Source organism: Rhodococcus ruber, assembly GCF_027270735.1.
GTDB lineage: Bacteria > Actinomycetota > Actinomycetes > Mycobacteriales > Mycobacteriaceae > Rhodococcoides > Rhodococcoides rubrum_A.
In genome coordinates, this window is sequence record NZ_JAPWIJ010000029.1 from 1 (window position 1) to 1731 (window position 1731).

A 1731-nucleotide genomic window follows, 5' to 3' on the forward strand; every position below is an offset into this window, starting at 1 on the left:
GCCTGCACACCCGTCGGGGAGATCATCACCGGAAACGACAGCGGCTGACCCATCAGCGTCGTCGACAACTCACGAGTGTCCGACAGCCCTGCCACGTGCGGGGCGAACCCGAGGTCGGCGAACGCAGCCGTATTGTCCGACACCGTCAGACCCTGCTCGGATCCCGCCACCAGCGCCGCATACACCGACTTCGGGAGTCGCTTCTTCGCACGGCGTTGTGCATCGGCAACGCTCTCGAACCAGCTCGATCTGTCGTACACGGGGTTCGCTAGTCGACGCCGAGTCTGCGGTCGAACCCGGCCGGCATCACCACATCCGACGGCGACAGATCGTGCACCGAGGTATGCCCGAGCCCCAACACCGCCGAATCGACACCGCCGCGCAGAATGTCGAGCACATTCTCCACACCCGCCTGACCACCGGCCGACAGACCCCACAAATACGCCCGCCCGATCAACACCGCCCGCGCACCCAACGCCAGCGCCTTCACCACATCACTACCCCGCCGGATACCACCATCGAGGGTGATCTCGACCTGATCACCGACCGCCTCCGCGATCGCCGGCAGAGCCCGGATCGGAGCCGGAGTGCCGTCGAGATTGTTACCACCATGATTGGACACCGAAATCGCCGTGACACCGGCATCGACCGCACGCTTCGCGTCGTCGACCCGCATGACACCCTTGAGCATGAACGGCCCACCCCACTGCTCACGCAACCACGCCACGTCCTCCCACGTCGGCAACGGAGTCCCCATCCACTCCCCGTACGCACCGAAGAACGTCGGAGCCGGACCACCCGTCGCCGGGGTCAGGTTCGGGGTCGTCAGATCCGGGATCTTCCCGGTCTTCGCGAACTCCCACAACCACTTCGGACGCATGATGCCTTCCGGGGCGAACTGCACCATCGCCTTGAGGTCCATCTTCTCCGGGATCGACGGGCTACCCCAGTCGCGGCCGTTGGAGAACGACCAATCCAGCGTCATGATCAACCCCACCGCACCCGCGGCGCGGGCCCGCTCCATCCGCTGCAACAACACCTCGCGTGAGCCCACCCAGTACATCTGGAAGAACGTCTGCGGATTCGCCGCCGCGACCTCCTCGACGGACTTGCTCGCGAACGAGGACAAGCCGATCGGAATACCCCGCGCTGCAGCAGCTCTCGCCACAGCGACCTCACCGTCGGGATGGACGGCCTGCACACCCGTCGGGGAGATCATCACCGGGAACGACAGCGACTGCCCCATCACCGTCGTCGACAAGTCCCGCTTGTCCGACAACCCCGCTACGTGCGGGGCGAACCCCAACTCGCCGAACGCCGCCATGTTGTCGTCGATCGTCAACCCACGCTCCGAGCCGGCCACCAGCGCCGCGTACACGGACTTCGGTAGACGTTTCTTCGCCCGCCGCTGCGCTTCGGCAACGGTCTCGAACCACGCACTCTTCGCCATCAGCTTTCCTGTTCCATTCCTGCGAGCGGGTTCTCGTCGCAGATCTTCGCCGGTGGACGCATCATCAACGTCAGCGGCACCGACTTTCGAGGGGTTTTGCGCTGCCCGGTACGGGAATGGTCGACGCTCGATTTGGGGATCTCCCCCGCCGCCGCCAACGCCATCTCGCCGTTACCGATGACGCATTCGGGATCCGGGCCGTCCATGGGCAGGCCGGTGAAGAATTTCGCCGCCATGCACCCACCGCGGCACGAATCGAAATGCGCACACTTGGTGCATGC

2 protein-coding genes and 1 pseudogene are annotated in these 1731 nt (G+C 65.2%); all 3 read right to left on the minus strand.

Features of this window, described 5'->3' with window-relative positions; genetic code table 11:
- On the minus strand, positions 1 to 260 hold a 260-nt coding region (locus O4220_RS27665), incomplete at its 3' end, for an alpha-hydroxy-acid oxidizing protein (RefSeq protein ID WP_269608743.1).
- 8 nt (positions 261 to 268) lie between these two features.
- A complete protein-coding gene (gene mftD, locus O4220_RS27670; protein WP_269608744.1) occupies positions 269 to 1450 on the minus strand; it encodes a pre-mycofactocin synthase MftD in 1182 nt (393 codons plus the stop codon).
- A pseudogene (locus tag O4220_RS27675) lies at positions 1450 to 1731 on the minus strand (mycofactocin radical SAM maturase); the annotation flags it as partial. The pseudogene O4220_RS27675 and the gene mftD, both read right to left, overlap by 1 nt.

Coding starts and splice junctions, on each gene's coding strand:
- mftD (WP_269608744.1), bottom strand. CDS start 1,450: ATGGCGAAGAGTGCGTGGTTCGAGACCGTTGCCGAAGCGCAGCGGCGG.